This is a genomic window from Streptomyces spinoverrucosus (assembly GCF_006539505.1).
Lineage (GTDB): Bacteria > Actinomycetota > Actinomycetes > Streptomycetales > Streptomycetaceae > Streptomyces > Streptomyces spinoverrucosus.
In genome coordinates, this window is the sequence record NZ_BJND01000055.1 from 1 (window position 1) to 25215 (window position 25215).

Consider the following 25215-nt stretch of genomic DNA (forward strand, 5'->3'; position numbering starts at 1 on the left):
ACGGCCTACCGCCCAGGTGTCTACTGGCTGGCCGTCGCCCTGATCAGCGTCGTCGGCACGCTGATCAGCGACAACCTCACCGACAACATGGGCGTGCCGCTGACCACCAGCACCACGGTGTTCGCGATCGTCCTCGCGGTCGTGTTCGTCGTCTGGTACCGCCGGGAGCGGACCCTGTCCATCCACAGCATCGACAGCCTCGGCCGTGAGTCCTTCTACTGGCTCGCGGTGCTGTTCACCTTCGCGCTCGGTACGGCGGCCGGTGACCTGGTCGCCGAGCGCATGGCCCTCGGGTACTGGGTGTCGGCGCTCCTGTTCGCCCTCGCGATCGCCGCGGTGGGCGTCGTGCACTTCGCGCTGGGCTTCGACGCCGTGTGGAGCTTCTGGATCGCGTACGTCCTCACCCGGCCGCTGGGCGCCTCGGTGGGCGACTACCTGTCCCAGCCGACTGCGGACGGCGGTCTCGGCCTGGGCACGGTGGTCACCAGTGTGCTGTTCCTGGCCGTCATCCTCGGCCTCGTCGTGTTCCTGTCGGTGACGCGGAAGGACGTCGCCGAGCGGGACCGGGTCACCCTGCCGGCAGGCTGACCACGAACCGCGCCCCGGGCGCATGACCGGGGCCGTAGGACACCTCACCACCGACGGAGCGGGCCAGGCGTCGCGCGAGCGGCAGCCCCAGGCCCGCTCCGCCGTGCCCGTCGGCGGGATCGGCGCGCCGGCCCGGCTGGAACAGCTGCTCGGCGAACTGTGGCGGTACGCCGGGACCGTCGTCGGTGACGTCGATGCGTATGCCGTCCGGCTGCCGGGCCGCTATCACGCTGACGCGTGAGCGTGCGTACCGCAGGGCGTTGTCGAGGAGGGGGCTGACGATGCGTTCGAGGAGTGCGGGCGCGACGCCGGCTTCCAGGCCCGGGTCCGTGGCCTCGACGACGACCTCCAGGCTGCCGGATACGTCGAGGCGTTCGGTGAGGCGGCGCAGCGTGGGCAGCACACTCGCGGTGCCGGGTGCGGCGGAGGCACTTCCCCGGGCGTCGTCGAGCAGGGTGTCACAGATGGTGCGCATGGACTGGGCCGCGTCGGCGAGGGCCGCGTGGGTGGTCCGGGTGTCGGCTGCTGAGCGGGGTCGGGCCTGCAGCCAGTCGAGTTCGGCGATGATCCGGCTGAGGGGGGTGCGCAGTTCGTGGGACAGCTCCTGGGTGAGCTGCTGCTCGTGGCGTAGCACCGCGCGGATGCGGTCCAGGAGCGCGTCCAACGACGCACCCAGGCGGGCGAGTTCGGTGGGCTGGTGGTCGGCGCCGAAGCGCTCGGTGGAGGTGACGGCGCTCCACTGGGTGGCCTGCTCCGTCATGGTGCTCACGGGACGCAGCGCCCGGCCGACCGCCAGCCGCGTCAGCACGTAGGTGCAGGTGAGAACGGCGGCGTCGAGGGCGAGGGACGCGAGGAGCAGGGTGTCGGCCGAACTGCGGTAGGGCGACAGGTCGAGGGCGGTGACGACGGCCGCGGTGCCGCCCGTGGCCTGTGCGCACAGCCGGACCGGGCCACCGGCGTGTTGGACGGTGGTGCAGTGCTGCCCGCCGCGCGCGGCGAGTCGGCCGGCGGCGCGGGTGAGGGGGCTGGTGGCGGTGGCGGAGGGCGGCCGTTCGAGCAGGTGTGTGCCGGCGTAGATCCACACGTTCGTGTCGAGGAGTTCGTCGTTCGACGTCTCCCGGACCCGCACTCCCGCCCGGCCGGTGTCGATGGTGGTGGCGACGGCGGCGGCCCGGGTGCGCAGTTCGTCGTCCGCCTGGCGCTGAAGGTGCTGCCGGACGACGGTGTTGAACACAACGGTGAGGATCACCAGCACGAACGCGGCGGTGGTGAGGGCCACCAAGGAGAGTCGGCCACGCAGCGTGCGGGGCGCCAGACGTGACACCGGCCGGGAGATCAGCCCGGAGACCAGCCGGGAGAGGCGCCCGGTCATGACAGGCGGTGGCCGATTCCGCGGGCGGTCGTGACGGTCAGCGCGCTGCCGCTGTCCCGGAGCTTGCGGCGCAGCCGGGTCAGGTACTGGTCGAGGGTGTTGTCACTGACGTGTGCCCCCTCGGGCCAGCCCGCTCTGATCAGCTCACGGCGGCTCACGATGTCGCCGGACGCCGCCATGAGCGCGGCCAGCAGACGGAACTCCGTGGGGGTCAGGCCGACGCGGGCGCCGCGCACGGTGAGGCGGTGCCGGACGGCGTCCAGGACCAGGTCTCCGGTCGCAGCGGCCGGACGGGGCCCGCCGCGTTTGACGGCGGCCCGCAGCCGCGCGGCGAGTTCGGCCAGGTGGAAGGGTTTGGGCAGGTAGTCGTCGCCGCCTGCGGAGAACCCGCTGAGCCGGTCGGTGAGCCGGTGATGGGCAGTCAGGAAGATGACAGGCGAGAGGAATCCGTTCGCCCTCATCGCCTGGCAGACGTCCCGCCCGTCCGCGTCCGGCAGCCCCACATCGAGGACGGCGCCGGCGAAGCCGTCACCGGCCAGGCGCAGAGCGGTCGCGCCGTCCTGCGCGGGCACGGCGTCGAAGTCCTCGTCGCGCAGGCCCCGCAGCAGCACGTCACGCAGGGCGTGATCGTCCTCGACGACCAGGATCTTGGGGCGCATGGTGCTTCACCTGTTCTCGTGGCTGTTCCTGGGGCGGACCGGCAGCGGCGGCGTCCTCCGCTGCCGGTTGTCTCGTACCGGCGAGGACCTGCTCGGGCAGCCACCTGGCCGTGGCGGCGAGGCACAGTCCCAGCCAGCCGAGGCCGAACAGCCAGCCACCGAGGACGTCGGTGAACCAGTGCACGCCGAGGTAGACGCGGGTCAGGCCGACCAGCGTGCCCCAGCAGCAGGCGGTGAGGGCGAGCGGGGTTCTGCCGCGGGAGCCGCGTGCGAACACCGCGATGACGAGCAGACCGGCGGTGAGGGTGGCGGTCGTGGCGTGGCCGGAGGGGAACGACCAGCCGGAGGCGTGCGTCGCCCAGTCCACCCGGGGCGGGCGGGGCCGGGCTGTCAGCTCCATCACTCCGTACCGGACGGCCTGCCCGGCCCCGAGACAGGCCACGCAGAGGGCGACGGTGACCAGACGGCCGCGTAGCGTCCGTGCGGCGACGAGGCCCGCCAGGACGGCCAGTACATACGGAACCGCACCCGTTCCCGTGGCCGTGACACCCCGGGCCACTGCCACCGCGACAGCCGGGCGGTGCGCCAGAGGCCAGGAGTGGAAGTCCTCGTCGCCGAACTGCACGGCGCCGTCGCCGACCACGACCATGAGCAGGACACCGAACGCCGTCAGAGCGCCCAGTCCCGTGCAGCCGGCCAGGTCGGCGACGTCCCTGCGGTTCACGGCGCCACCAGCAGCGGCCGCAGCCGTGTCGCGGTGAGCCGCCGCGCCAGCGCGTCGGGACGCCTGCGCACCGCCGAGGTCAGCAGCAAGCCGACGACAGCCCCGACCGCCAGACCGGCCACCACGTCGTGCGGGTAATGCGCGCCGACCCAGACCCGGGATGCGGCCATCACCACGGCGGCCACCGCCGCGACCGCACCGAGCCGACGGGAGACGAAGAGGAGCGCGACGGCGGCCGCTGCGGCTATCGCCGCGTGGTTGCTGGGGAACGACCAGTCACCCGGCGCCGGACACGCCTCCAGCGTCACCACCCGCAGGCTCTGACACGGACGGTCCTCGCGCACCACCAGCTTCAGCGCGTCGTTCACCGCGTACGCCACCACGACCGTCACCGGCGCGGCCAGCGCCACCACCGCCGCACGAGCGCCCGCGTGCCGCGCCCGCCACCAGCCCACGACCATGAGGACGGCGAACAGGCCCAGGCCGTACGTCGACCAGGCGGACACCAGGCCGTCCAGCCACGCCGGGGAGCGGTGGGCGAGCTCCACCACGTCGGTGTAGGCGGAACCGTCGATCCCGGCCCCGTCGAAGGCGAGCATCACCCCTCGGCTCCCTTCTGCCCGACGGCCGCCCGACGGGAGCGGTACAGCTCGGCCACGAGCGGAACCAGCGACAAGGCGACGATCACTCCGACCATGGGCAGCAGATAGCGGTCCACGTTCGGGACGGACGAGCCGAGGGCGTACCCGGCGAGGATGAGCCCCAGGCTCCAGACGAGCCCGCCGGCCACCTGCCAGACGGTGAACGTCCCTATGGGTACGCGCAGGGCGCCCGCCAGGGGATTGAGCACCGTACGCACCACCGGCACGAACCGGGCCAGCACGATCGCCTTCGCGTGCCCGTACCGCTCCAGCAGCTCCTCCGCGCGCCGGGCTCCTTCCTGGAGGCGGACCGAGCGGCTGCGGGCGAGCAGCGCTCCGCCGGCCTTCCGCCCGATCAGGTAGCCGCACTGCGAACCGGCCAGCGCGCCCACGGCGGCGACGGCCAGCAGCGGCGCCAGGGACAGCCGCAATCCGCCTGGGGCCGTCCCGGTGCACAGCAGACCGGCTGTGAACAGCAGGGAGTCACCGGGCAGGAAAAAGCCGATCAGCAGCCCTGTCTCGGCGAACAGCACCACGCCGACCCCCAGCACGCCGAAGGCGGACAGCAGGGACTGGGTGCTGAGGACGTTCACTGCCAGCTGCGGCGCCGCAGCTGCGGCCCCGGTCGCGAGCCCTGTCATACACGAGCCCTCTCATACTGGACGGACGGGAGCACGCGGACACGGCACCCGGCTGACTACAATCCTATAGACGGTCTACTGCACTGTAGACGAAGACGGGGTGAGGATCGTTCCCATGACCGAAGCGAAGGACGAACGCCGACCGGCGGGCGAGCTCGAGGCAAGCGTCATGGCCGCGCTGTGGGCCGCCGACGGACCGCGCACACCGGGGCAGGTGCAGGCCGACCTCGCCGTCGACCTGGCCCGCACCACCGTGACGACGACCCTGACCCGCCTGCACGACAAGGGCGTCGTCGGCCGCGAGCGGCAGGGCCGCGGCTACGCGTACTATCCCGTCGAGGACGCCCCCGGCCTCACGGCCCGCCGCATGCACAGCGAACTGGAGCGGGACGCCGACCGCGAGACAGTCCTGGCCCGCTTCGTCGCCCGGCTCAGCTCCGACGACGAGCGCGTACTGCGCGAACTCCTGGAATCGGGTGAGCAATGACCGTCCTGCTGCTGGTTCCCCCGCTGCTCCTCCCCTTCGCCGTCCACGGTCTCGCCGGGCGCGCGCTCGACCGTCTCCATCCCGTCGCCGCGCTCCGGGCCCTCACCCTCACCGCGATCGTGCTGGCCGGCGCCTCCGTGTCCGCACTGGGCGCACTGGTCCTGACCGGCCTGCTCGCCCTCCCGCTGTTCGCCCCGCTCGGCGAGCTCGTCCACCCTCTGCACACGCCGCCGAACGCCCTCGTCCTGCCCGTAGCCGCGGTCGCCACCGGAGTGCTCACGGTCAGCGCCTGGACGCTGCTGCGGTCGGCCCTGCGCCAGATCCGCGCCTACCGCACCGCCCGCCGGCAGGCCGAGAGCAGCCCCGCCGCGGGCGATCTGTGCGTCGTCGACTCGCCCCACCCGGACGCGTACGCCCTGCCGGGCCGCCCGCACCGCATCGTCGTCACCACCGGGATGCTGCGCACCCTCGCCCCCGCCGAGCGAGAGGTGCTCCTCGCCCACGAACGTGCCCACAACGCGGGCGGCCACTACCGCTACCTGCTCGCCGCGGAACTCGCGGCCCACTGCCACCCCGGCCTGCGCCGCCTCCGCGACGCCGTCCAACTCGCCGCGGAGCGAGCGGCGGACGAGGCCGCAGCGACCGCCGTCGGCGACCGCAGGCTGACCGCGCAGGCCATCGCGCGCGCGGCCCTCGCCACCCGAGCCGCACCGTCCACCCGGCCGGACTTCGCCTCCGCAGCGACCACCGGCCCCGTCCCCCAGCGGGTCGCGGCCCTCCTCGCAACCCCCGCGGACCGCCCCCGCAGCGCCTCCTGGATCGCGCTGCTCCTCGTCGCCTGCGCGGCCGTCTCGGCCTGTGCCGCGGCGAGCGGCGTGGTCGTGTTCCACCACGAGGTGGAGGTCGCCCAGGGCGAGGCGCAGCGCTGAGCGGTTGCCTGGCCAAGCGTGTTGACCGTGAAACCATCGGCTGTCACCCCGTGACGTCCGAGTCTCACGGTCCGCTGTAGGGGGTGACCCACTCAGTAGTGTCACGGACCGCTCTGTCGGGGAGGTACGCGGGGCCGCTGCGCGGGGGCGGGCTCGTTCCCCCCGCGGGCTCGCCCCTTGCGCGCTACCGGATCTGCCCGCCGCTTACGGCGTCACCGGGCCTTCTTCACGAAGGCGTCGGTGTAGGTCCTGGCCACGTCGACCGTGTGGCCCTTGACGGTCGGGTCGAAGGCGGAGAGGACCTTGAGGACGGTCTGGGGGCCGCCAGCCGGCATCAGGCCGGTGGGTGAGTACATGCCCTTCTCGTTCTGCAGACATCGCCGCGGCGGGCGGCTGGGTGACCTTCGGCCTGGCCGCCGTCACGACCTGTGGGCTCGCGGTCCTCGCCTGGCGCGGCGTCCGGACGGGCTCCGCAGTCGACCGCGCCCTGGACAAGGGGCTCGGCCCCGGCTGGCGCCACGCGATCGACCCTCGCCTGGCTGCCAGGCTGCGCCGCGGGATCCCACTCGGCCGCATCCTCTTCGCGCTGTTCTTCGTCCGGTGACGCGACGTCGAGAGAATCGCGAACATCGCCTACGGCCCTGCGGGCAAGCGCAACCTCCTGGACCTCTACCGCCCGCGCTCGGGAACCCCGACCGGCCCCACGCTGATCCACCTGCACGGCGGCAGATTCGTCGGCGGCAGCAAGGACCACCAGGCACTGCCACTTCTGTACCGGCTGGCCGGCGAGGGCTGGGTGTGCATCAGCGCCAACTACCGCCTGCGCCCGGAGGCCGACTTTCCCGACCACTTGATCGACTACAAGAGAGTGATCGCGTGGATACGGGGGCACGGCCACGAGTACGGCGCCGACTCCACCGAGATATACGCAGCGGGCACTTCGGCCGGCGGACACATGGCCGCGATGGCAGCCCTGACACCCAACGACCCCAGGTTCCAACCCGGCTTCGAACGCGCCGACACGTCCGTCTCCGCTGTCATCTGCCTCAACGCCTTACTACGGATACCTGGGCGCCCGACACAAACTGCCGTCGTCACCCGAGGCATACCTCCGGCCGGACGCCCCACCGTTCTTCATGGCCCACGGCGACAACGACACCGTGGTCCTCGTGGAGGGAGCCCGCCACTTCGCCGACAAGCTGGTGCACGTCTCGTCCCATCCGGTGGTCTACGTGGAACTCCCCGGAGCGCAGCACGCCTTCGACCTGTTCCACTCCCTGCGCTTCGAGACGGTCGTCAACGCCGTGGAAGTCTTCGCCGCCTGGGTGCGCTCCACACAGGCGGGATCTCAAGGAAGGAGCTGAGCAGTTTATCGTTTGGTCATGGTCTTCCAGTCGTTGGTGGAATTCGCCGTCTTCCACGCAGCACTCCGCGATCAGTTCGAGGTCTTCCTCGATGAGCACCGTTCCGCCCTGCACGACAGTCTGAACGGGCTGACCGAAGAGCAGGCGCGCCGGTCGCTGGTGGCCTCCAAGACCACGCTGCTCGGCCTGGTCAAGCACGCCACGTTCGTCGAGAAGGTGTGGTTCGACGAGGCGATCACCTGCCGATCCCGTGCCGAGATCGGCATTCCCGACTCGCCCGACGAGTCGTTCGACCTCCACGACGACGACACGGTCGCCTCAGTCCAGCGCGCCCACCAGCAGGCGTGCGCGGCGTCTCGTCGAGCCACGGCACAGCTGACGCTGGACGACCTCGTACGGGGCAACCGCCGGGGCCCACTGCCGCTGCGCTGGGTCTACCTCCACACGCTACGCGAACTGGCCCAGCACTGCGGCCACGCCGACATCCTCCGCGAACAAATCCTCAGCGGCACCACACGCCACGCCTGATGCGGAGACTGCCCGTGCGACTCCCGCAGCCAGGCACGCACGTCCGAAACGCTGGAGATCCGGGCCCGCGGCTACCGAGGCAGCCGCCAGGTCGTCGGCACACACCTCGCCTCCCTCCGCGCGGGCACCGCCGAGCCGGTCCGGACCGACATCCCCAGCCCTCGCAAGATTACTTCGTGGATCATGCGGTTTCCGCGAGACGCTCACCCAGAGCCAGAACGAGCGACTGCTCCAAGTCCGGCTCGCCTTCCTGGACATCGCCGGGCCTGCTACCTCTCCGAGCCTTCGCTGATCTCGTCCGCCACCAACGCGGGTACCTGCTGCTGGAGTGGATCCGGCAGACCGAGCAGGGCGCACCGAAGCCGATGCAGGGCTTCGCCGGCTTCCTCCGCCAGGACCTCGAGGCCGTCACCGCCGGACTCACCCTCCCGTGGACTTGCGGCGTCGTGGAAGGACACGTGAACCGGGTGAGAACGCTCAAGCGAGCCATGCATGTCCGGGCCTCGTTCGAACTCCTCCGGGCAGCCCGCCTCCTCGCTTGATAAGCGGCCGATGAGACAGTCAGACACAGCTCACCGATCGTCGCCGAGGAGGAGGCTTCATGAGAGCTGTGCCCGTCATCACCGGCCGTGATGAGTTCGATGCCCTTGTCGTCAGGACTGACTACCACGACGACCAGGCTTGGCAGGACGTGGTGGCGGCACTGATGAAACCCTGGGGAGACAGGCAGTACCAGGCGCACGTCCACTTCATCAACGATCCGGCCTGGGCAGGGGCAACCGTTGACGAGGTGCTGACAGCGGTTCGCGCCGACGAGAACCAAGCGGCGGGCGGCCGCTGGGCGCGCCTGGCCGTTGTGTTCCTCGCTGACCGGGTAACCATGCAGAACGACAGCCAGGCGCTGCTGGCGGTTACCACGCTGACACGGGAGGAGTGCCTGGACGATGAGGACTACGAGCAGCTGACCGAATTCGGTCGTGAATTCCGCACCACCCCTGCAGGGGTCCACAATGTCCACGCGAACCTGAGTATCGGCAACTTGGGTTTTGAGGAGTACGCGGCGTGGGCCCACGATGATCCCGAAGGGATCTTTCGTTCCTTCTTCGAACAGTCGACACTTGAGAGTCCATGATCGAGCCGTCCCGCACGAGCACGGCGGGCCTCCGTGGAACGATCTTGCAGTTCCCGACTGAGCCGGGGTCACGGAATGAACTGCGGTCAGAGCCGAGAAGTCGCCGTCGCACTCCTACACCACCTTGTTGTGACATTCAGCGATAGTTGGCCTCACGTTCGACAGACGGGCCAGCCGAGCCATGCGTAGGAGTTGGCTGCCGTCCGTGGCTGCAGGAGCTTGACCGCCCGGCTCCCGAGGGCATCCCGGCCGCCGCAGCAGAAGTCGCACGGCACGGACATCGGGTGCGTGGCCTGGATAGAGTGGGGGCGAGCCGTGACTGGCGTGTCGAGATGGGCGTAACCATCGGGGAGCGGCTTCGTCACATGGACGTGTGCCGCGCGCCTGGGCTTCTTGGGAGCAACCTGGGAGGCAGCGTCGTGGTTCGGCACTTATACCCCTCACCCCTGGGCATCGGTCGGCCTTTATTAGTCGGGATCCTCAACATCACCGCAGACTCGTTCTCGGACGGCGGCAGGTTCCTGGCCGCCGAGGATGCGGTGGCACATGCGCGGCGGCTGTGGTCGGAAGGGGCCGACATCGTCGAACTGGGCCCTGCGGCCAGCCACCCGGGAGCCCAGCAGGTGAGCGCCGCTGAGGAAATACGGCGGTTGACCGTCGTCATCGACCGGCTGGCCGCCGAGGGTGTGCCGGTGTCGTTCTCCGGAGCCGTATGCGCAGGTTCGAATCCTGCCGGGGGCACTCGCCGAGCAGGCAGCGTGAATGAGCCGCTGACCTGGGCGGATGCCGACATGAGAGAGCGGGAGTCAGTCTCACTGACTCCCGCTCTCTGTCGTTGTGTCTCACGGTTCGCGACACACCTCCGACACACTCAACAGGCGAGGCGCCCTCCTCCAGCACCACGCGGCGGTGGCTTCCTCTTGTAGGCGGCGAAGCGACCTTGGACCCCGTCCGCCAACGCCGGAGTGGGCTATCCAGCGCGCCCCGCCCGGCCGGCGAAGGGGGCTGATCAGCTGGAACACTGAGGTGAGCTGAGGCCAATCGAGATGTGCGGGCATGCTCCCTCGACCACTGCTACGCAAAGATCGATATCACCGCAGTAACGAGACTTGCGACGGGCGCCCCGATGTCCCCCACGATACTTGCCGTTTGCGTGAGTACACCGCCAAGCATTCGAGCCGATGAGCTGGCCGGGACCGTGGTAGGTGGCATGTCCGCCCCGGTCCGTCTGCACCAAGGTGATGGGCGAGGCGGCGTCGGGCAGTTGGTCGTTCGGCGTCCGGGCGGTGTAGGTGATCACCGCAGGATGGGTGAGCAGGAACAGCCGGTTGGCCGCGAGGCCCTGTTTGCGCTCCTCAACCCAGCGGACCATGTCCGTCTGCGCCGCAGCGTAGGGTACTTCTCCCAGGTCGATGCGCTCCAACCGGCAGTGTGAAGGTTGTTCCTCCGCAGATTGCGGCAGCCTCACCGCTCGTCTTCTCACTCATGACCACAGTTCAGGCAGCCGCCAGCTGCTGGATGCGCGGATGGTTCTCCAGCGCCCACCGCACGGTCTTCGGCGCACGCCCGAGCAGGGTTTCCAGCTGGTCGGTGGCGCCGCGGTACCCGCCGCCGCCCATCAGCCGGGTCAGGGTCTTCATGTGCTCCGCAGTGTGCGGAAACTCGGCCAGGGCAGGGTCCACGTAGGTCTCGTTCCAGGTTTCGACCTCTTCGGGAACATAGGTGACCCGACGTCCCAGCACGGCCCCGAAGTCCTCCGCGAACCCGTGCATGTCCTTCAGTTCCGGGCCGTTGAGTTCATATGCCTTTGAGATGTGCGGCGCCGGGTCGGCGAGGATCTTCGCGCATGCCTCCGCGACGTCGTAACCCGCGATGGGCGCGAGCCGGTGGTGGCCGAAGGGCAGGCGCAGTTCACCGTTGCTCAGCGGGCCCAGCGCCAGCCAGGTCATCAGGGGGTTCTCGACGAACATGGCCGCCCGGATGTTGACGGTCGGGAGGCCGGACCACTCCAGCACCCGCTCGGCGATCCAGTGGGCGCGCTGCTGCGGCGACCAGTCCGCGACGAGTCCGCCGAGCCATGCACGCCGTTCTTCATCCGGCGCGGTCATCTTCTCGAACGTCATGAACGACTGCTCGAACTCGGACATGTTGACGAAGACCTCGATGTCGCCCTGGGCCCGCGCCGCCGCGGCCATCAGGCTGACGGCGTCGGTGTAGTAGGGCGACAGGCTCATGCTGAAGTAGATGCGCCGGACGCCCTTCAGCGCGGCGGTCACGTCGGCGATGGTGAGCAGGTCACCGACGAAGACCTCGGCTCCGGCCTGGCGGAGCGACTGCGCGCGTTCGTCGTCCTGCCGTACGAACGCACGCACCGGTTGCCCTTGTTCAAGCAGCATGTCGACGATCGTTCGGCTCACACCGCCGATATGGCCGGCGGCTCCGGTGATCAGGATGGGATCGCGCTCCGACATCGATGATTCCTCTGTCTGGTTGGGGTGGGTCAGCCGTACGGAAAGCCAGGGGATGGGGCCGGCGATCGTCTTGGGCTGTTTGGGTCGCCCGGGGCGTCTACGCCGTCGCTCGGCGCGGTGGCAGGCCAGGGTCTCGGTCGGACTCGTGGAGGTGGCCATGCCCGCCGGAGGCGGTCGATGACGAGGAAGCCGTCGAGCTCCGTGGCCGCCTCCACGCCGGCCTTGGGCCCTGCTCCCGCCGAACCGTGCCGGGCAGGCGGATTCTGCGCAGTGTCATCGGGGTGCGGGGCCGTCGATGTGGGCGAGGAAGTCCAGGAGCGCGGCGTTGGTCTCCGCGGGGCGCTCCTGCTGCGTCCAGTGGCCACAGCCCTCAAGCACCACCACGTCGTGCAGTTGCGGGACGGCGCTCAGCGGGTTGCCCGCCCCGCCCTCGCCTCGGAGAATCTCGCTCAGTGAGCTGCCGCCGTCCGGGCCGCGCAGCGAGGTGACCATGTCGCGGTCTCCCACCACGTACAGCGCGGGGACGTCGATCCCGCGCCCCAGGAAAGCAGCGAGCAGTTCGTTGTTGCGCTCGATGTTCCGGTACCAGTTGAAGGCTCCGGTGAACGCCTGCTCGCCGTGCAGGGCGAAGTCCTCGGCGTACGCCTGGATGTCCTCTTCCGTCAGCCAGGCCGGGAGGTCGGGCGAGGCCGGCATGGTGTCCAGGAGGCCGAGACCGTCGGGTATGACCAACGGGCGGGGCTCTTTGCCGAGCGGGTTGTCGCCCGAGGCACCGACCAGGAGGCGGCGGAAGGATTCCGGGATGTCCTTGGCGAACTCGGCGTCGGCGACTCCCGGCTGCTGGAAGTAGACCTGGTAGAAGCCCTCGCCGTACTGGGTGCTGGTGATCGAGGGCGGGACCATCCCGCCGGGCAGGATCGGCGGAATACTGAGCCCGGCCACCGCACGGACCTTGTCCGGGCGCAGCATCGCCGCGGTCCAGGCGACGGGTGCGCCCCAGTCGTGCCCCACGACGACCGCCTGCTCCTCCCCGAGTTCCTCGATCAGGGCGATCACGTCGCCGACGAGGTGAAGCAGGGTGTACGAGGTGACGTCCGGCGGCTGCTCGCTGCGGGCGTAGCCGCGCTGGTCCGGGGCGACGACCCGGTACCCGGCCGCTGCCAGCACCCCGAACTGGTGACGCCAGGAGTACCAGCTCTCCGGCCAGCCGTGCAGCAGCAGGACCAGCGGCCCCTGTCCCTGCTCGGCGATGTGCAGCCTGACTCCGTTCACGTCGACGAAGCGGTGGGTGAGCGAACTTTCCACGAGAATTTCCTTGAAATCAGTAAGTGCGTACTACTTGTTCAACTGCGGGTACAGGGCTTCCAGATCGGCGGACAGCTGCGACTTGACCCAGCGGGTGGTGTCGTCGGCCAGCACCTCGTGGGCGCCCGCCTCGATGCCGTCGAGCGCGGCCACGGCGATGTCGCGGGGGTCGGCCTTGGGTGCGTCGATGCCCGACGTCATGTCCGTGTCCACGTAGGCCATGTGGAGCCCGGCCACCGCGATGCCGCGCGGCTGCAACTCCAGGCGCAGGGAGTTGGTCTGCGACCACAGCGCAGCCTTGGAGGCGCCGTAGGGCGTGCCGTCGGCCAGCCAGGACAGGGCGGAGTGGACGTTGAGAATGTGACCCCCGCCGTTGCGCTCGATGATCGGCACGAAGGCCCGGGTGACCAGCAGCGGCCCGTAGAAGTTGGTCTCCAGGTCCCGGCGCACTTCCTCCATCGGGGAGTCGAGGTACGAGGCACGGACCGAGGCGCCGGCGTTGTTGATCAGGATGGTGACGTCCTGGGCCTGTTCGGCGGCGGCCGTCACGGATGCCGGGTCGGTGACCTCAAGAGCCAGCGGAACGGCATCGGGGTGCGTCACCGTACGCGGGTCACGGGCCGTGGCGTAGACCTTGCCGGCACCGCGCCCGTAGAGCTCCTCGACCAGCATCTTGCCGATACCCCGGCCGCCTCCGGTGACAAGGACGGTGGCGCCTTCGATTGCTGTCACGACTACCTCCAAAAGCTAGGAAACTGATCGGTTTCACCCACCGTAAACCGATCGGTTTGCAAGCGCAAGCCCAGCAGGTGCCGTCAGGCCGGCATCGGGCATGAGGGCAGCATGGGCAGGACGAGCGCACAGGAGAGACGTCAGAGCGCCATCCGCGCGGCCACCGCCGAGTTCGCGCTCAGGGGCTACTACGGCACCTCTACGGAGGCGATCGCCCAGCGCGTCGGCGTCACGCAGAAATACCGCAATACGGCGCGACGGCGCCCCAAAAGACTGCTGATACAGATGCAGGGATACGCCCTCGTAGCAGCCGCCCAGACGCAGGGCGATGACCGGATCGGCGAACTCGTCCGGACCGGCTGGATGAGGTCCGGGAACGGGAAGCCAGGCGGTAAGGCTGTCGAACCTGCTCCGGGCACCGGAGGTGGCGTCAGCACCGAGGGCGCATCGGTCGCCCGGCCCGCTCGAAAAGGTGATGCGTCAGCGCACGCCTGCCGCATCGAGCAGGGTGGCCACCGTGGGGGCGATGAGTCCGGTGAGGCTGTCGGCTCTGATCCCCGCGCGGGCGCTGGCGCCGTCGAAGACCAGGCTGAACTGTCGGGCCAGCAGGTCGGGATCGCCCGCACCACCCTGCTCGGCCTCGGCCCGGAAGAAGGCCGTCAGGTTCCCCTTGACCCGGTGGGCCACCTGGCTCGCGGGGTGGCTCTGATCCTTGAGCTCGATCTGGACAGCCAGTACTGGCAACCTCGGAACTCGGGCGCAGCCGCCCCAGCGAGCACCGCCGGGGCTGCCGGGACGTCGTCGCCCGTCTGACGGCTCATGGTTGCAGCGCTAGCGGTGTACTTCCTGTTGTGGATCGCCGCATCCGTGGGCGCGCGTCCACGGCACCCGGAAGAATGGGACGGCAAGGCCCGCGGCGTCCTCACCGTCGCCGACGCCATCAAGGAGACCGGCGCCGAGGCAGTCGCCGAACTGCGGAAGCTCGGGCTGAAGCCCGTCCTGCTGACCGGCGACAACCGGCTCGTCGCCGAGTCCGTAGCCCGCAGCGTCGGCATCGACGAGGTCATCGCCGAGGTCCTCCCCCAGGACAAGGTGGATGTCGTCGAGCGGCTGCAGGGCGAGGGCCGTTCGGTCGCCATGGTCGGCGACGGCGTCAACGACGCGGCCGCCCTGGCCACCGCCGACCTGGGCCTGGCCATGGGCACCGGCACGGACGCCGCGATCGAGGCGGCCGACCTGACCCTCGTACGCGGCGACCTGCGAGTGGCGGCCGCCGCGATCCGCCTCTCCCGCAGGACGCTGGCCACCATCAAGGGCAACCTCTTCTGGGCGTTCGGCTACAACGTCGCTGCCCTGCCGCTGGCCGCGGCCGGCATGCTCAACCCGATGATCGCGGGCGCGGCGATGGCCTTCTCGTCCGTGTTCGTCGTGACGAACAGCCTGCGCCTGCGGTCCTTCAAGTAGACGTGTAGCCATTGACCAGCGGGTCCTGCCTTCCGGTAGGACCCGCTGGGTTCTGACACGAAGGTCGAAGGGTTCGTCGAGGACGGATACGACACCGTGCGGCAGGTCTTTCAACAATTGGTGGACGAAGGCCGGGAAACAGGGGCGGGACTGTCGGTCTGGCGGGACGGCCGAAGTCGTCCGGCTGGGCGGCGGGTGGGCGGATGCCGGGCGCAGCCGCCCCTGGCGCGGTGACACCCTGGTGATGCCGTACTCGCTGTCGAAGGCGTTCGTCACGCTCGCCGCCCTGGTGGCGGTGCGCGACGGAGCCCTGACACTGGACGAGCCGGTCGCCACGTACTGGCCGGAGTACGGGAGGCGGGGCAAGGAGGCGACCACGCTCCGGCACGTGCTCACCCACCGGGCGGGCCAGCCGCGTTTCCCGGACACGGCGGCGGAGCTCGACCTGCTGGACGACGCCGGGCTGCGGGACAGCCTGGTACAAGCGGCGCCGGAATACGTCCCGGGGACACCTCTCGGGGAGCACGCGCTGACCTACGGCCATCTGGTCGACGGCATCCTGCGCGCTGGTGCCGGGACCACGCTGGGTGAGATGTTCAACGACGTCGTACGGCCCGCGCTCGCTCTCGACGCCTGGTTCGGCGTGCCGGACGACGCACTGGAGCGCGTGGCCGACCTTCAGTACGCGCACCCGCAGTGGCCGCGCCGGCTGCACGCGGCACCGTGGCTGCAGATCCCCGCCGGGATCCTGGACACGGAACGTACGAACTCCCGGGCGTGGCGGCAGTCGGTTTTCGGAGCGGTCAACCTGCACACCACCGCCACGGCCATGGCCAGGTTCTTCGCCGGTCTCACCAGCGAGGACGGACCGGTGCGAGAACTGCTCGGCCAGCAGCTGCACCCTGAGCTTCTCCGCTCCCAAGTCACCGAATATGACGAGGTCTTCGGCACGCGGATCACCTGGACCCTGGGCTTCGTACGCGACAAGGGAAAGATCGCCAAGGGTGGGATCGGCGGCTGTGCCGCCTGGTGTCGCTGCGGCACCACCATGCCTGCGCCTACCTGACGCGACGGCTGGACGACCACTCCCGGGCCGCCGAGATCGCCGCCGCCCTCGGCGACGATCTGACCGTGGTCGGCGAGGACTGAGCCAGAGGGGCGCCCGCTCGCAGTCGGGCGCCGCACGAACGCCTCGGTCACCCTGCGCAGATGGGCGCACAGGCTGGGCGGCGTCGGCAGTCGTAATCGTCGCTCACGCCATGTCATCGGCATGATCCTGCTTCGGCCGCTCCACGGTGCGCTCCGGCACGGGGCCTGCCAGACCGGGGATCCGTCGGCCCACGAGCAGATAGATGACCACACTGGCCAGAGCGAACGAGCCAACGCCGAGGAACATGGTCGTGCCGCCGTGGGCCGCGAGCAGCAGACCACCGGTGTAGGGGCCGATGAAGACGCCGAGTTGGGCGAAGGTCTGCGCGCCGAAGTACGAGCCTCGGCGGTCCTCCGGCGCGATCCGGTCGATGATGGCGAACTCCGCCGGATAGATGAGGATCTCGCCGAGCGAGAACACCACCATCGCGGCGACGAAGTGCCAGGTCTCCTCCGCGAACGCGAAGCCGGCCATGCCGAGGACGGTCAGCAGACCGCCGACGACGATGGACGTCACGGGGTTGCGCTTGTCCGTGTACCGGGAGACGGACAGCTGCAGGACGACCACGGTCACCGCGTTGGTGGTCAGCACGTACCCCAGGGTCGCGGTGCCGTCGGCGAAGCCGTCGGAGAGATGCTGCGCGAGCAGCGAGGAGACCCGGCCGTGCACGGCCTCCAGCAGCAGTCCGGCGAGGATGAGGAACAGCAGCCGCGCGTCAGTCGCCACGACCCGCGCGCTGTCCGCGAGTCCTTGGAGCACGCTGCCGAAGAGTTGCGTCCGCCCCTCGCCGGTGCCCGTCCGGCCGGGCTCGCCGGCCGACGCAGACGACGAGGTCAGCAGCAGGACTACAGCCAGGCCGAGCAGGTAGACGCCGTAGCCGAGCGCGCCGACGAGGAACGCCGACCGGTCACCGGCCAGACCGACCGCCGCCCCGACGACCGGCCCGACGGCGAAGCCCATGTTGGTGGCCACGTACTGGTACGAGAACCACTTCACCCGTCGGCCCGGCGGGAGCAGGTCGCTCAGCAGCGCCTTTCCCACGGGACCGAAGGAGCTGCTGCTGAGCGCCATCGTCGCGTTGAAGACGAACACCGCAAGGACGCCGTGGCTGAAGTAGAGGCCCACGAACGAGCCGATCACTCCCAGCAGGGAGACCAGCAGCAGCCGGGTCCGGCCGAGGAGGTCGGACAGCGAACCTCCGACGAACCCGGCGAAGATCGAGAAGAACACCGACGACCCGATGATGAAGCCGATCATGCCCGGCTGGAGCCCGAGTTCCTTGTGGAGGAACACGGCCAGGAAGGGCACGGTGACCGAGTTGGCGAGACTCATGATGCCGGAGCCGACGACCAGCACCCGGGCAAGCACGGGCGAAGACGCGGTGGTGGTGTTGGTCATCGCACTGACGCGCCCTTGCCCCCTTTCCCCTTCCGCTTCAATGGCCGGACTCGGCGTGCGCGCCGTGGTCGCCGAGCTGGGCTTCGAACCAGTCGTGCAGGGCGTCGACCAGTGCGGAATCCTGCGTGATGTAGGTCAGCGTGGCCCCGTCGGCCGTGTCCTTGTACTCCACCTCGATACGGTCATACCCGTCCCGCAGTTCGGCGAGGCCCGGCATGTCGGCGCCGTGGATCCGGGCGGGGTCGGCGAAGTCTCCCCGGCCGAACGCCGCGGCTTCCTTCCGCAGGTGAGCGCGTATCAGGTCGATCTGCTCGGTATCGCCGCGCTGGTCGGCCACGACATCCTGGGTGCCCCCGGTTGCCGTGGGGGTGAAGCGGTGGGTGGTCTGCTCAAGATCGAAGGGCATCACGGTTCTGCCGCGCTCGGCCACTAACTCCTGCCGCTCGGTCCGGCCGTCGCCCGGCTCCTTCTCCGAGCCGCCGGCCACCAGGGCGACAACCGTCACCGCGCCGGCAATCGTCACGCCCGCGCCCGCCACCAGGGCCCGGCGCTTGCCGCTATTCATCCAGTGCCTCCACCATCACATCGAGGGCGTGGAGTACGCCCGCTCTTTCGTGGGCCGGGATTGCTTCGAGTAGCTGGGAGAAGCGCTCCCGTCGTGCTTGAGCAAGGTTCTGCGCGGCTCGCCGCCCCGAGGGGGTGAGGCGCAGGACGACACCGCGTCCGTCGTCAGGGGCCGGGGCGCGTTCGACCCAGCCACGGGCGGACAGTTGGGTGACCAGGCGGCTCACGGTGCTCTTCTGCAGTCGCAGCCGGCGCGTCAGCTCCACCTGCCGCAGTTCGCCCTCTTGCGCCAACTCGCCCAGGGCATGCGCCTCGGAGACAGAGATCTGCTGGCCGCAGGGGGTGGTTTCCGGCTGGTGCAGCCCGAAGGCGCGGACAAATCCCGCCAGTGCCTCCTGGAGAGCGGCCGGGTCATCGGCCCTGCGATCCCTTGGCATGGTTCGACGGTACAACCAAGAGGTTCGAACGCACAACCAATTTGCCACGGGCACCTGGTCCGGCACGGCGGTCACTCGCCCCGTCCCGGCATGACCCGCTCTGCTTCGGTAGTGTCGGGAGTCGAGGGCCGCGGCGGCCCTCGACAGGTGTGTGGGGAGCGACCGTGAGCCGGTGCGTACGAACAGGAGGCGCCCTCGGGCACCTGCTGGTCGTGGTCGTGCTCGCGTTCGGTGTGTTCGTCATGCACACCGTCGGTCACCCCACCGATTCGCATGCCGCTGAGATGGGCCCGGCCTCCCATGCGTCGGCGCCGACGACCCATGCGGTCTCGGCGGCGCACGAGGCCGCCTCGACTCCGCCCATGGCGGAATCCGAGCACGCGGCCGCCTCCGAGCACGCGCCGTCGACCGACATGCCCGTCATGGCGATGGACATGCTGTCCCTCTGCCTGGCCGTCCTGCTCGCCGCATGGGTGCTCGCCGCGCTCGTCCGGTCGGCGCTCGCCCGCCACCCCGACTGGCTGGCGAGCCTCCTCCGTGCCCAGGTCGCCGCGGTGCTGCACCCCAACCCGCCGCCACGCGGCCCCGATCTCACCCGGCTGTCGGTCCTTCGGCTGTAGGCCGAGACACCCACGCGGGCGCGCAGCACGCGCGATCCCGCTGTCTCGCACGCCCGAAAACAGCCAGAAGAACCAGACAACACCCGAGGTGAAATCGACCATGACTGCCTTCACGCGTGCCCTGCGCCGCACGTCCACTCGTCGTATCGCGGCAGCGAGCATCGCCGCGACGGGAGCCCTGCTGCTGTCCGCCTGCGGTGGCGACGGCGACGACATGAGCGGCATGGACCACGGCAGCAGCTCGTCGTCGGCCACGGCGACCACCGACGCCGGGGACAAGGCCGGGGACTTCGACGACGCGGACGTGATGTTCGCGCAGAAGATGATCCCTCACCACGAGCAGGCCCTGGAGATGGCCCAGCTCGCCGACGGCCGCGCCTCCGATGCGGAGATCAAGGACATCGCGCAGAAGATCGAGCGGGCCCAGGACCCTGAGATCAAGACGATGAAGGGCTGGTTGGAGTCCTGGAAGCAGCCGACCGCGATGGAGTCCATGCCTGGCATGGACCACGGCGCGGCTCACGGTGGCGACGGCATGATGTCCGACGCGGACATGAGGGAACTCCAGACCATGAAGGGCACGGAGTTCGACAAGATGTTCGCCCAGATGATGATCGAGCACCACAACGGCGCGATCACCATGGCCAAGGACGAGCAGAAGAACGGCAAGAACGCCGACGCCAAGAAGATGGCCGGCGACATCGTCAAGGGCCAGTCCGCCGAGGTCAAGCAGCTCCAGAGCATCCTCGACCGGCTCTGAGCCAGGTCGCACAGGGCCGTACGGCTCCGCGGCACGCTCGCCGAGGAGCCGGACGGCCCGGGACCCGGCCCGCGCACATCCCCCTCGACCGCACCCCGGCCTTCCGCGCCGACGCGCGCCCGATGACTCCGAGGAACCATGCACAAGCGCCATGCCGCCGCGACAGCGGCTGCCCTCACTCTCGCCCTGACCGTGGCCGCCTGCTCCGATGACAAAGAGGGAACGGATTCGTCCACCGCCTCCGCGACCACAGTGAGCCACATCCACGGCCTCGGCCTGGACCCCTCCGACCAGCGCCTGTACGTCGCCACCCACGAGGGCGTCTACACCCCCGGCGCAAGCAGCGCGCCCCAGCTCGTCGGCGACAGCAAGGACGACTTCATGGGCTTCACGGTGGCCCAGGACAACACCTTCTACGCCAGCGGCCACCCCGCCTCCGGCGGCAACAAAGGACTGATCAAGAGCACCGACGCCGGAAAGACCTGGACGTCACTGTCCCTGTCCGGCGAGTCGGACTTCCACGCGCTGGACTACGCGCACGGCACGGTCTACGGCTACGACGCCACCAACGCCCTGCTGCGCACCACCAAGGACGGCACCACCTGGAAGAACGGGGCGAGCCTCGAGGCACTCGACATCGCGGTCAGCCCGAACGACCCCGGCCTGATCCTCGCCACCACCCCCGAGGGCGTCGCCCGCAGCACCGACGGCGGCAGGACGTTCGCCAAGGGCAAGGAGCCGGTGCTGGCGTTCCTCTCCTGGAAGGCCGCGGGCGCGCTCTACGGCATCGATCAGGCCGGCGTCCTGAACCGCAGCAGCGACGGCGGCGCCACGTGGAAGACGGTCTCCACCGTGCCGGGCGGTCGGCCACAGGCGCTCACCGCGGTCGGCGCCGAGCACGTCCTGGCTGCCAGCCAGGACGGCGTGTACGAGTCGAAGGACGGCGGCAAGACCTTCCGCATGCGCCTCGCCGTCGAATCGAGCGGCGGACACTGACCCGGCACCCAGTCGCTCGCGCCGGGTGCCAGGACGCGGATTTGACCTCCGCGGCTGTGACCATCGTCGGCATGCCCGGCATCCGGGGCGCCGCGATCGCCACTCGGCGAGGACTTTGGAGCGGGCTCGTCTCTCCGGCTTCTCGTCGCGAGTGGCCTCGCGTTCCTCTGTATTCGCAGGCGTCTGTTCGCGGTTGTCAGCCCTGGGGACGCAAGCCTGCCAGGGTCACGGCGACGAGCCGCCGCACCGCGGCCCTGGACGGCAGGCTTGCGGCTCCGGCGAGGGCGTGCAGGCAATAGCCTGCCAGCTCCTCCGGCGAGACATCGTCCCGGACCTCGCCCGTCTGAACGCCCTCGGTCAGCAACTCCCTGACGAAGTGACGCAGATGCTGCTCGGCGTGCGTGACATGGTCACCGCTGTGCATGAGGGCGGACAGCTCGCCTGCATGGCCATGCCGCTGCTGCTGGATCAGCGCGTAGCGCTCCAGCACCGCCTCCAGCCGCTCGCCCGGGGTGCCGGGGCGGTCACGGAGTTCGGAGAGCTCGGCAAGGTGACCGGCGATCTGCCGCTCATGCCACGCCACCATGATCGTCTCGACGTCCGGAAAGTACTTGTACAGGGTGGCCCGGCCGATGCCGCTCTCCTCGGCGATCCGCGACATCGTCACGCCCCGCAGCCCTTGCTCGGCCACCAGCGCCGCCGTGGTCTCCAGTACCGCCTCCCGTACGGCGCGGCGGTGCTCCTCGATGGTCTCGTTCCACAGCTTCGGCACCACGGCAGTGTACGGGACGACGGCTTGGAAACATCATGACTTGACGTAGACACAGTGTCTCGATAAAGGTGGCCGCATGGAAAACGAGCCCGAGGGCCGCCCCCGCTCGACCGAGGGGACCCGTACGACCGACTCACCGACCGCCCTCTCCGACAGCGGGGCAGCCCCAGGCGCCCCGCGCTGGGTGAAGGTGTCCGGGATCGTGGCGCTCGCCGTGGTGGTGCTGTTCCTCGTGCTGCACCTCACCGGCAGTGGCATGGGACCCGGCATGCACGGCGGCCACTGATGCTGATGCCGCCCGCTCTCCGCAAACTCGCGCTCACCGCGCACGTCGCATCGTCAGTGGGCTGGCTGGGCTCGGTCGCGGTCTTCCTGGTCCTCGCGGTCGTCGGCCTCACCGGCCAGGACACCCAGCGCGTCCGCGGCGTCTATGTCGCCCTGGAGACGACCGGCTGGTACGCGATCGTCCCGCTGGCGTTCGCCTCTCTCCTGACCGGAGTCCTCCAGTCGCTCGGAACAACGTGGGGGCTGCTGCGCCACTACTGGGTGCTGGCCAAGCTCGCATTGACCGTCGTGGCCACGTTCCTTCTCCTGCTGCATATGCAGGTGGCCGACCGCGTGGCGGACATGGCAGCACGAACGAATCTGTCCAGCGGCGACCTCAACGGGATGCGGGTTCAGCTCGTGGCCGACGCCGCGGCAGCCGTGGCCGTCCTGCTCACGGCCACCGCTCTCTCGATCTACAAGCCACGCGGCATCACCCGGTACGGATGGCGGATGCAGCACAAGCAACGAGCCGCGCGGGCCGGTGACGCCGCTACGGAGAGGGCGGTCCCGGCCCGAACTTGATCAGGCCGGGCCGGCTCGCCGCGAGACCCTAGTGGTGCGCCTCGGGGTCGAAACCCTCGGGAGCCCGGCCAAGGAACACGGTGACGGAACTGATCCGACCGTCGCCGTACGCCTGATCCGGCCCGTGGTGGCTGTCCCACGAGGCCGGATCAGGGCGCGCCGAGGGTGCTGTCACGCCCCCTGCGGATGCAGCAGGCGGGCCAGCAGGTCGTCCAGCGTGACCAGGCCGGTGAGCCGCCCGCTGTCGTCGCGGACGACGGCGAGGGAGGCACGGTGCCGGCGCAGCTGCTCGATGGCGTGGCCGACCGTGTCCCGGGCCGCCAGCTCCGGTACGGGGCGGGCGAGTGCCCGCGCGGTGGCGGTGCGGCCCCGGCTGCGGGCGATCAGGGCGTCGCGGGCGTGGACCGAGCCGACGACCAGCGGACCGTCGAACACCGGCAGGCGGCTGCGGTCGTGTTCGGCGGCCGTGGCCAGGATGGTGGCGGGGTCGGCCTCGGCCGGTACCGAGGTGATCTCGGCGACCGGGATCTGCAGGTCGCCCACCGGCGTCTGGGGCTCGGTGAGCGAGTTGGTGATCAGTTCGGAGTCGTCCTTGCTGATCAGGCCGAGCCGCTCGGACTCCTCGACCAGGTGGGTGAGCTGCTCACGGTTGTGGACCGCGGTCAGTTCGTCGCGCGGGGTCACCCGGCACAGGCGGACCAGGCCGTTGCTGATCTTGTTGAGCACCCAGATCAGCGGGCGTACGGCCGCCACCACGCCCCGGAAGGGCGCGGACAGCAGCATCGCCGAGCGCTCGGGGTGGGCGATGGCCCACGATTTCGGTGCCATCTCGCCGACCACCATGTGCAGGAACACCACGACGATCAGCGCCACGGCGAAGGCGATGCCGTAGCTGAGGGCGCTGGGCAGGCCCAGCTTGTGCAGCAGCGGGTCGAGTTCGTGGGAGATCGCCGGCTTGGACACCGATCCCAGGCCCAGCGTGCACACGGTGATACCGAGCTGGGCCCCGGCCAGCATCAGCGACAGCTCGCGCATGCCGGCAAGCGCCGCCTTGGCGCCGCGCTGCCCCTCGGCCGCGGCCTTCTCCATGCGGTGCCGCTTGGCGGCGACGAGCGCGAATTCGGCGGCGACGAAGAAGCCGCTGCCGATCAGCAGCAGGACGGTGACGAAGAGCGCCATCGGGAAACTCACGCCTGCTCCTCCTCACGTTCCGCCACGGCCAACCGCTCCAGACGCACAAGTTCCGGCACGTGCCGGTCGAGGGTGCGTACGTCGATCGCCACACTGCCGCCGTCCGCGAGGTCGACGGTGAGGCTGTCGCCGATGGCGGGGAAGCGGCCCAGCCGGTCCACGATCAGGCCGGCCACGGTTTCGTAGTCCTCCTCCTCGGGCAGCTCGACACCGGTCGCGTCGGCCACCTCGTCCAGGCGTCGCCCCGCGTCCACCAGCCAGCCCTCGCCGTCCGCCACCGCGATCTCGGTGACGGTGTCGGACTCGTCGGCGATGTCGCCGACCAGCTCCTCTGCGATGTCCTCGTACGTCACGATGCCCGCCACACCGCCGTGCTCGTCCAGGACCACGGCGAACTCGTCGTCCCGCTCCCGCATCCGCTCGACGGCGTCCGGCAGCGGCAGCGTGTCCGGCAGCAGCAGCGGGCGGCGGGCCCCCGCCCCGGCCGTGGTGCCGTCGAAACGGTCGGCGGGCAGGTGGGTCAGTTCGCGGACGCCCAGGACGCCGGTGACGTCGTCGGGGTGGTCGCCGAGCACGGGGTAGTTGGAATGGCCGTGCTTGGCGATCAGGTCGACCGCCTCGGCGGCGGTGGCGTCCTTGCGGATGAAGACGGCGTCGGCGCGCGGCACCATCACCTCGTCCAGTGTCCGCTCGGAGAACTCCAGGGCATGGTCGAGCAGTTCGGCGGTCTCACGCGGCAGCTGGCCCTGCTCATGGGACTCGCCGATCAGGTGGCCGAGTTCCTCCAGGGTGGCGCCGTGATGCAGTTCCTCGACCGGCTCGATGCCGATCTTGCGCAGCAGCCTGTTCGCCGCTCCGTCGAAGACGTGCACGACCGGGCCGACGACCTTCAGGTACGCCAGGGTGGAGGCGGCCAGCGCCTTGGCCAGCCGGTCGGGGACGGCGATGGCGAGGTTCTTCGGGGCCAGCTCGCCGAGCACCATCTGCACGACCGTGGCCAGTACGAACGCGAGCACGACCGAGATGCCGCTCACGGCGGCGTCAGGGATGCCGATACCGGTCAGGACGGGCCTGAGCAGCGTGGAGACGGACGGCTCGGCGATGAAGCCGACGACCAGTCCGGTCACGGTGATGCCGAGCTGGGCGCCCGAGAGCATGAACGACAACCGCTCCAGCACCTTCAAGGCGCGGGCGGCCTTCTTGTCGCCCGCTTCGGCTTCCCGCGCGAGGGCGAGCCGGTCGGCGGAGACGTAGGCGAACTCCTGGGCGACGAAGTAGCCGGTGCCGGCGGTCAGCACGAAAACGGCGAGCAGGCCCAGGAGAGCGTTCGCGGCACTCATCGAACACCACCCCGCCGCGTGCCGTGCTCAGGAAATGCCTGGCGGGATGGTCGGGGACTGTGCCCCGGGGGGTCCGTCGATCTGGCGGACAAGATCGGTAC

31 protein-coding genes, 3 pseudogenes and 1 riboswitch are annotated in these 25215 nt (G+C 70.0%); of the genes and pseudogenes, 17 read left to right on the top strand and 17 right to left on the bottom strand.

Going from position 1 to position 25215, the window contains the following annotated elements; translation table 11 throughout:
* A partial coding sequence (locus SSP24_RS31075) for a COG4705 family protein (RefSeq protein ID WP_141313306.1) occupies window positions 1-588 on the top strand: 588 nt, incomplete at its 5' end.
* Here the strand turns inward: SSP24_RS31075 and SSP24_RS31080 are convergent.
* The 5 genes from SSP24_RS31080 to SSP24_RS31100 are packed head-to-tail and all read right to left on the bottom strand — an operon-like array spanning window position 569 to window position 4625.
* Window positions 569-1960, bottom strand: a complete 1392-nt coding sequence (locus SSP24_RS31080; protein ID WP_141313307.1) for a sensor histidine kinase — start codon at window positions 1958-1960, stop codon at window positions 569-571. The two genes, SSP24_RS31075 and SSP24_RS31080, sit on opposite strands and share 20 nt — an antisense overlap.
* Window positions 1957-2619, bottom strand: coding sequence for a response regulator transcription factor (locus tag SSP24_RS31085; protein ID WP_141313308.1), 663 nt, complete (start codon window positions 2617-2619; stop codon window positions 1957-1959). The genes SSP24_RS31080 and SSP24_RS31085 overlap by 4 nt, the downstream gene beginning before the upstream one ends.
* Entirely contained in the window at window positions 2573-3343 is a 771-nt protein-coding gene (locus SSP24_RS31090) for a phosphatase PAP2 family protein (RefSeq protein ID WP_141313309.1), read from the bottom strand. The genes SSP24_RS31085 and SSP24_RS31090 overlap by 47 nt, the downstream gene beginning before the upstream one ends.
* Window positions 3340-3945 (bottom strand): phosphatase PAP2 family protein, encoded by a 606-nt coding sequence (locus tag SSP24_RS31095; RefSeq protein WP_141313310.1) that lies wholly within the window; start codon window positions 3943-3945, stop codon window positions 3340-3342. Before SSP24_RS31095 ends, SSP24_RS31090 begins: the two co-directional genes overlap by 4 nt.
* A complete protein-coding gene (locus SSP24_RS31100) occupies window positions 3942-4625 on the bottom strand; it encodes a DedA family protein (protein WP_141313311.1) in 684 nt (227 codons plus the stop codon). The genes SSP24_RS31095 and SSP24_RS31100 overlap by 4 nt, the downstream gene beginning before the upstream one ends.
* Before the next feature lie 115 nt (window positions 4626-4740).
* Here SSP24_RS31100 and SSP24_RS31105 point away from each other — a divergent pair, with 115 nt between their 5' ends.
* Both SSP24_RS31105 and SSP24_RS31110 read left to right on the top strand, forming a co-directional pair.
* Window positions 4741-5112: a BlaI/MecI/CopY family transcriptional regulator gene (locus SSP24_RS31105; protein ID WP_141313312.1), complete on the top strand. Its 372-nt coding sequence runs from the start codon at window positions 4741-4743 to the stop codon at window positions 5110-5112.
* Window positions 5109-6041 (top strand): M48 family metalloprotease, encoded by a 933-nt coding sequence (locus SSP24_RS31110; protein ID WP_141313313.1) that lies wholly within the window; start codon window positions 5109-5111, stop codon window positions 6039-6041. The genes SSP24_RS31105 and SSP24_RS31110 overlap by 4 nt, the downstream gene beginning before the upstream one ends.
* A gap of 212 nt (window positions 6042-6253) precedes the next feature.
* Here the strand turns inward: SSP24_RS31110 and SSP24_RS31115 are convergent, their stop codons facing one another.
* On the bottom strand, window positions 6254-6397 hold the full coding sequence (locus SSP24_RS31115; protein WP_229865231.1) for a hypothetical protein: 144 nt from the start codon (window positions 6395-6397) through the stop codon (window positions 6254-6256).
* A gap of 41 nt (window positions 6398-6438) precedes the next feature.
* Between SSP24_RS31115 and SSP24_RS31120 the strand changes: the two genes are divergently transcribed.
* The 6 genes and pseudogenes from SSP24_RS31120 (at window position 6439) to SSP24_RS31140 (ending at window position 9991) form a co-directional block, all read left to right on the top strand.
* Window positions 6439-6645 carry a hypothetical protein gene (locus SSP24_RS31120; RefSeq protein WP_141313314.1) on the top strand — a complete coding sequence of 69 codons (207 nt, stop codon included), beginning with the start codon at window positions 6439-6441 and terminating at the stop codon, window positions 6643-6645.
* Between the two features lie 57 nt (window positions 6646-6702).
* A pseudogene (locus SSP24_RS45350) lies at window positions 6703-7041 on the top strand (alpha/beta hydrolase); the annotation flags it as partial.
* A gap of 136 nt (window positions 7042-7177) precedes the next feature.
* Complete coding sequence (locus tag SSP24_RS44440; protein ID WP_229865229.1) at window positions 7178-7405, top strand: alpha/beta hydrolase family protein; 228 nt, start codon at window positions 7178-7180, stop codon at window positions 7403-7405.
* Between the two features lie 18 nt (window positions 7406-7423).
* A complete protein-coding gene (locus tag SSP24_RS31130; protein WP_141313315.1) occupies window positions 7424-7933 on the top strand; it encodes a DinB family protein in 510 nt (169 codons plus the stop codon).
* 601 nt (window positions 7934-8534) lie between these two features.
* Window positions 8535-9065, top strand: a complete 531-nt coding sequence (locus tag SSP24_RS31135; RefSeq protein WP_141313316.1) for a DUF6924 domain-containing protein — start codon at window positions 8535-8537, stop codon at window positions 9063-9065.
* Window positions 9066-9370: 305 nt separating this feature from the next.
* Window positions 9371-9462: riboswitch (ZMP/ZTP riboswitch) on the top strand.
* Complete coding sequence (locus tag SSP24_RS31140) at window positions 9431-9991, top strand: dihydropteroate synthase (protein ID WP_141313363.1); 561 nt, start codon at window positions 9431-9433, stop codon at window positions 9989-9991. (Overlaps the previous riboswitch by 32 nt.)
* 83 nt (window positions 9992-10074) lie before the next feature.
* Here the strand turns inward: SSP24_RS31140 and SSP24_RS43390 are convergent, their stop codons facing one another.
* The 4 genes from SSP24_RS43390 to SSP24_RS31160 all read right to left on the bottom strand — a co-directional run bounded on the left by SSP24_RS43390 (window position 10075) and on the right by SSP24_RS31160 (window position 13573).
* Window positions 10075-10488, bottom strand: coding sequence for a lipoyl protein ligase domain-containing protein (locus SSP24_RS43390; RefSeq protein WP_174864749.1), 414 nt, complete (start codon window positions 10486-10488; stop codon window positions 10075-10077).
* Window positions 10489-10561: 73 nt separating this feature from the next.
* Window positions 10562-11536 (bottom strand): NmrA family NAD(P)-binding protein, encoded by a 975-nt coding sequence (locus tag SSP24_RS31150; RefSeq protein WP_174864750.1) that lies wholly within the window; start codon window positions 11534-11536, stop codon window positions 10562-10564.
* A gap of 273 nt (window positions 11537-11809) precedes the next feature.
* Window positions 11810-12841, bottom strand: a complete 1032-nt coding sequence (locus SSP24_RS31155) for an alpha/beta fold hydrolase (RefSeq protein ID WP_141313317.1) — start codon at window positions 12839-12841, stop codon at window positions 11810-11812.
* Between the two features lie 30 nt (window positions 12842-12871).
* Entirely contained in the window at window positions 12872-13573 is a 702-nt protein-coding gene (locus SSP24_RS31160) for an SDR family oxidoreductase (protein ID WP_141313318.1), read from the bottom strand.
* A 111-nt stretch (window positions 13574-13684) separates the two neighbouring features.
* On the opposite strand from SSP24_RS31160, the pseudogene SSP24_RS45355 reads away from it, so the two are divergent.
* Window positions 13685-13816: pseudogene (locus SSP24_RS45355) on the top strand (TetR family transcriptional regulator); the annotation flags it as partial.
* A 237-nt stretch (window positions 13817-14053) separates the two neighbouring features.
* On the opposite strand, the pseudogene SSP24_RS31170 reads toward SSP24_RS45355, so the two are convergent.
* Window positions 14054-14340, bottom strand: a pseudogene (locus tag SSP24_RS31170) (TetR/AcrR family transcriptional regulator); the annotation flags it as partial.
* 52 nt (window positions 14341-14392) lie between these two features.
* On the opposite strand from SSP24_RS31170, the gene SSP24_RS31175 reads away from it, so the two are divergent.
* Window positions 14393-15037 (top strand): HAD-IC family P-type ATPase, encoded by a 645-nt coding sequence (locus tag SSP24_RS31175; RefSeq protein ID WP_373306698.1) that lies wholly within the window; start codon window positions 14393-14395, stop codon window positions 15035-15037.
* Between the two features lie 184 nt (window positions 15038-15221).
* Window positions 15222-16103 (top strand): serine hydrolase domain-containing protein, encoded by an 882-nt coding sequence (locus tag SSP24_RS31180; RefSeq protein WP_229865271.1) that lies wholly within the window; start codon window positions 15222-15224, stop codon window positions 16101-16103.
* Window positions 16104-16289: 186 nt separating this feature from the next.
* On the opposite strand, the gene SSP24_RS31185 is transcribed toward SSP24_RS31180, so the two are convergent.
* Genes SSP24_RS31185 through SSP24_RS31195 form a run of 3 tightly spaced genes read right to left on the bottom strand, consistent with a single transcriptional unit; the run spans window position 16290 to window position 18586 of the window.
* The gene (locus tag SSP24_RS31185) at window positions 16290-17585 is read right to left on the bottom strand and encodes an MDR family MFS transporter (protein ID WP_229865227.1); all 1296 of its coding nucleotides are present in this window, start codon (window positions 17583-17585) and stop codon (window positions 16290-16292) included.
* 37 nt (window positions 17586-17622) lie between these two features.
* Complete coding sequence (locus SSP24_RS31190) at window positions 17623-18150, bottom strand: aspartate carbamoyltransferase (protein ID WP_229865208.1); 528 nt, start codon at window positions 18148-18150, stop codon at window positions 17623-17625.
* Entirely contained in the window at window positions 18143-18586 is a 444-nt protein-coding gene (locus SSP24_RS31195; RefSeq protein WP_141313319.1) for a MarR family winged helix-turn-helix transcriptional regulator, read from the bottom strand. Before SSP24_RS31195 ends, SSP24_RS31190 begins: the two co-directional genes overlap by 8 nt.
* A 164-nt stretch (window positions 18587-18750) precedes the next feature.
* Here SSP24_RS31195 and SSP24_RS31200 point away from each other — a divergent pair, with 164 nt between their 5' ends.
* The 3 genes from SSP24_RS31200 to SSP24_RS31210 all read left to right on the top strand — a co-directional run bounded on the left by SSP24_RS31200 (window position 18751) and on the right by SSP24_RS31210 (window position 20962).
* A complete protein-coding gene (locus SSP24_RS31200) occupies window positions 18751-19206 on the top strand; it encodes a hypothetical protein (protein ID WP_141313320.1) in 456 nt (151 codons plus the stop codon).
* A 100-nt stretch (window positions 19207-19306) separates the two neighbouring features.
* A complete protein-coding gene (locus SSP24_RS31205; protein ID WP_141313321.1) occupies window positions 19307-19966 on the top strand; it encodes a DUF305 domain-containing protein in 660 nt (219 codons plus the stop codon).
* A gap of 138 nt (window positions 19967-20104) precedes the next feature.
* Window positions 20105-20962, top strand: coding sequence for a F510_1955 family glycosylhydrolase (locus tag SSP24_RS31210; protein ID WP_141313322.1), 858 nt, complete (start codon window positions 20105-20107; stop codon window positions 20960-20962).
* A gap of 196 nt (window positions 20963-21158) precedes the next feature.
* Here the strand turns inward: SSP24_RS31210 and SSP24_RS31215 are convergent, their stop codons facing one another.
* Window positions 21159-21734 (bottom strand): TetR/AcrR family transcriptional regulator, encoded by a 576-nt coding sequence (locus SSP24_RS31215; RefSeq protein WP_141313323.1) that lies wholly within the window; start codon window positions 21732-21734, stop codon window positions 21159-21161.
* Between the two features lie 76 nt (window positions 21735-21810).
* On the opposite strand from SSP24_RS31215, the gene SSP24_RS31220 reads away from it, so the two are divergent.
* Together SSP24_RS31220 and SSP24_RS31225 are read left to right on the top strand one after the other, a co-directional pair.
* Window positions 21811-22020 carry a hypothetical protein gene (locus SSP24_RS31220; protein ID WP_141313324.1) on the top strand — a complete coding sequence of 70 codons (210 nt, stop codon included), beginning with the start codon at window positions 21811-21813 and terminating at the stop codon, window positions 22018-22020.
* Window positions 22021-22025: 5 nt separating this feature from the next.
* Window positions 22026-22583: a hypothetical protein gene (locus SSP24_RS31225; protein ID WP_229865207.1), complete on the top strand. Its 558-nt coding sequence runs from the start codon at window positions 22026-22028 to the stop codon at window positions 22581-22583.
* A gap of 171 nt (window positions 22584-22754) precedes the next feature.
* Here SSP24_RS31225 and SSP24_RS31230 read toward each other — a convergent pair whose 3' ends face one another.
* Window positions 22755-23774 (bottom strand): hemolysin family protein, encoded by a 1020-nt coding sequence (locus tag SSP24_RS31230; protein ID WP_141313326.1) that lies wholly within the window; start codon window positions 23772-23774, stop codon window positions 22755-22757.
* Complete coding sequence (locus SSP24_RS31235; RefSeq protein ID WP_141313327.1) at window positions 23771-25114, bottom strand: hemolysin family protein; 1344 nt, start codon at window positions 25112-25114, stop codon at window positions 23771-23773. Before SSP24_RS31235 ends, SSP24_RS31230 begins: the two co-directional genes overlap by 4 nt.
* Window positions 25115-25215: the final 101 nt, after the last annotated feature.